This window comes from Paraconexibacter sp. (genome assembly GCF_041602235.1).
Classification (GTDB): domain Bacteria; phylum Actinomycetota; class Thermoleophilia; order Solirubrobacterales; family Solirubrobacteraceae; genus Paraconexibacter.
On record NZ_JBFIGP010000352.1, the window covers coordinates 1 to 3,479 of the forward strand.

A 3,479-nucleotide genomic window follows, 5' to 3' on the forward strand; every position below is an offset into this window, starting at 1 on the left:
CACGGCGCCGGAGCTCGCGCTCGTCGACCCGTCGTCGCCAGTGGACGTTGGCCGTCTCCGGGAGCACCCGGCCGTCCTGCGCCCGCGTCGCGGGTGTGGAGCTCACCCGCCGGAGATGGGCAGGCGCATGATCACGAGGTCCGCCTCCACGGGGAGCTCGCGCACCTGCTCGGCGTGGCCCTCACCGGTCGAGACGATCGCGTAGTAGCCGCGGTCGAGCTCGGTCCGGAAGGCGCTGACCGCGGCCTGGATGGCGGCGGTGTCGTCGGCCGTCCACTCGGCGAGGGTGGTGTGACCGGTGTGATCCATGCGGACGAGTCGTGCCATGTCCCCCATGCTACGCCTGGTCGCCCCCGATTCCGCGGGTCGCGGAACTCATGACGCCGCCAAGCGGTCGAGGCTGGCGCGCGCGAGCGCGGCCCACGTCGGGTCGTCGTGCTCCAGCGCCGCCAGCACGATGGAGGAGAACACGAGAGCCCAGCCTCGAGCGCGGGCCTCGAGGTGCTCGTCCACCGGGCCGTAGCCCTCGTGGAAGGCCTGCGCATGCGTCCCATCGAGCACCGTCCACCGCGCGCCGAGATCCACGGCCGGGTCCCCGGCGCACAGATCGCCCCAGTCGAGCAGCGCCACGAGGTCCCCGTCGCGCACGAGCACGTTGCGGACGTGCACGTCGCCGTGCACCCAGACCCGGACGGGCGCGGGGTCCGCCGCGAGGGCCGCCTCCCAGACCGCACGGAGCCCGGGCGCGTGGGCCGCGTACCCGGTGGACGCCAGCACGTTCAACGGCGGATCGCGCTCATGGAGGGCGCAGCTGCGCCACGGGTTCACGGGGGCGGCCGGCGGGGCGGGCCGGTGCACCGCTCGCAAAGCGGTGCCCAGACGCTGCGCGCCGAGGGCGCTGAGGCGCTCCCGGTCCGCCGTCGCCCCTTCGAACCACGGCACCACGTGCCAGTTCCACGGATACCCGAGGTCCTCGGAGCCGTGCCCGGTGCGCAGCGGCGCCGGCACCGCCGCGGGAAGGCGATCGGCGATGTCCGGCAGCCAGCGTCGCTCGTGCTCCAGCAGCGTCGCCCCGAGCGCCCGGCGGGGCAGCCGCACGGCGAGCTCCTGTCCGAGCCGCCAGGTCTCGTTGTCCCACCCGGCCGCCGCGAGACGCAGGGGCAGGCCCGCCAGGTCGGGGTGCTGCTCCCGGAGGAGCGCACGCACCATCCGCTCGTCGATCCGGACCTCGGCGGGTGGCACGCCGGCCATCGTCACCGCCCGGCCCGGACCTCAGAGCCCGAGCGTCGACCGCACGATCTTCGTGACTTCCTTGCCGTCCGCGCGGCCCTTCGTCTCCTTCATGACGAAGCCGATGATCACGCCCATCGGCTTCATGTCGCCACCCTTCAGGCGCTCGGCGATGTCCGGGTTGGCGGCGAGCGCGGCCTGCACCACCGGCACGAGGGCGTCCTCGCCGCCCACGGCGCCCAGGCCCTGCGCCTCGACGATCGCGGCCGGGTCACCGCCCTGCGCGACGAGCACGTCGAGCACCTGCTTCGCGCCCGCACCGGTGACGGCCTTCGCGGCGACGAGCCCGACGAGCTGCGCCAGCGCCGGCGCCGTGACCTTCGAGTCGGCGGGATCGGCCTCGGCGTCCAGGCGCTGGAGCAACTCGTTCGCGAGGAGGTTCGCGATGGCGACGACGTCGGCCCCGTCGCCCGCGGCCGCGACCGCCTCCTCGAAGTAGTCGCCCAGCTCGGGGCGCCAGGCGAGCAGCTTCGCCGTGTCCGGGTGCAGGCCGAGAGCCTCGAACCGTTCCGCCCGGGCCGCCGGCAGCTCGGGCAGCGCCGCGCGAGCACGCTCGAGCATCTCGGGCGTGATCGTGATCGGCGTGAGGTCGGGCTCCGGGAAGTAGCGGTAGTCGTGCGCCTCCTCCTTGGAGCGCATCGACGTGAGCGCACCGGTCTGCGGGTCGAAGTGCAGGGTCTCCTGCTCGACGGTCTCCCCCGCACGCAGCAGCGCCTCCTGGCGCGCGATCTCGGCGCGGATGCCCTGCTCGATGAACCGGAAGGAGTTCATGTTCTTCAGCTCGGTCTTCGTCCCGAGCTCGGTCTGACCGACCGGGCGGATCGAGATGTTCGCGTCGCAACGCAACGAGCCCTGCGACATGTCCACGTCGCTGACCCCGAGCGCCTTGAGCGTCGTGCGCAGGAGCCGCAGGAACTCCCCCGCCTGCTCGGCCGACTCGACGTCGGGCTCGGTGACGATCTCCGCCAGCGGCGTGCCGCCCCGGTTGAAGTCCACGACGCTGTGGCTCGAGCCGTGGATGCGGCCGCTGGAGCCCGCGTGGATCGTCTTCGCGGCGTCGTCCTCCAGGTGCACGCGGGTGATGCGGACGCCGCCGAGCTCACCGCCGCTGCACAACGGCTGGTCGTACTGGCTGATCTGGTAGCCCTTGGGCAGGTCCGGGTAGAAGTAGTTCTTGCGGTGGAAGATCGACCGCGGCGCGAGGTCGCAGCCGAGCGCCAGCCCGATCATCAGGCCCAGGTGGATCGCCTCGGCGTTCGCGACGGGCAGCGCCCCGGGCAACCCCAGGCACACGGGACAGGTGCGGGTGTTCGGCGGCTCGCCGAACCCGAGCTCGCACCCGCAGAACATCTTCGTCCGCGTCTTCAGCTGGACGTGGATCTCCAGCCCGATGACGGGCTCGTACCGCACGGACGGCTGCGTGCTCATGCCGCACCCCCCTCGCGGCCGGGCGAGGCATCGAATCCCAGCGCGCCCTCCAGCGCGAACGCGACGTCGAGGATCCGGTTCTCGCTGAAGGCCGGGCCGGCGAGCTGCAGCCCGACCGGCAGGCCCTCGGACAGACCGCACGGGATCGAGATCGCGGGAACTCCGGCGAGCGAGAACGGCACGGTGAAGTAGTCCTCGAGGTACATGGACAACGGGTCGTCGGTCTTGGACCCCAGCGGGAACGCCACGCCGGGACTCGTCGGCGTGACGATCAGGTCGACGTCGGCGTAGGCGGCTTCGAGGTCGCGCCGGATGAGCGTGCGGACCTTCTGCGCGGAGGCGTAGTAGGCGTCGTAGTAGCCGGAGCTCAGGGCGTACGTGCCGATCAGGATGCGCCGCTTGACCTCGGCGCCGAAGCCGTCGTGGCGGGTCTGCGTGTACATCGAGACGAGGTCGCCGGCCTCGACCCGGGCGCCGTAGCGGACGCCGTCGAAGCGCGCGAGGTTGCTGGACGCCTCGGCCGGGGCGAGGACGTAGTAGGCGGCGATCCCGTAGTGGGCGTGCGGCAGGTCGACCTCGTGGATGGTCGCGCCGAGGGATGTCGCCGTCGTGAGCGCGGCGTCGAACGCGGCGCGGACCCCGGGCTCCACACCCTCGTTCTCGACGTCCTTCGGCACGCCGAGCCGCACGCCGTCGAGGCGCCGGGCACTCGGCAGCACGGTGGCCTCGGACTGCCCGACCGAGGTCGCGTCGCGCGGGTC

Annotated in this window: 4 protein-coding genes; all 4 read right to left on the reverse strand. The window is 72.8% G+C overall.

Annotation, left to right across the window (positions count from 1 at the left end):
• Nucleotides 1-102: 102 nt before the first annotated feature.
• Nucleotides 103-327, reverse strand: coding sequence for a hypothetical protein (locus ABYE80_RS18675; RefSeq protein ID WP_372791825.1), 225 nt, complete (start codon nt 325-327; stop codon nt 103-105).
• A gap of 48 nt (nt 328-375) precedes the next feature.
• Nucleotides 376-1,242, reverse strand: coding sequence for a phosphotransferase (locus ABYE80_RS18680; RefSeq protein ID WP_372791826.1), 867 nt, complete (start codon nt 1,240-1,242; stop codon nt 376-378).
• A 30-nt stretch (nt 1,243-1,272) separates the two neighbouring features.
• Nucleotides 1,273-2,718: an Asp-tRNA(Asn)/Glu-tRNA(Gln) amidotransferase subunit GatB gene (gatB, locus tag ABYE80_RS18685; RefSeq protein WP_372791827.1), complete on the reverse strand. Its 1,446-nt coding sequence runs from the start codon at nt 2,716-2,718 to the stop codon at nt 1,273-1,275.
• On the reverse strand, nt 2,715-3,479 hold a 765-nt coding region (locus tag ABYE80_RS18690), incomplete at its 5' end, for an amidase (RefSeq protein ID WP_372791828.1). The genes gatB and ABYE80_RS18690, both read right to left, overlap by 4 nt.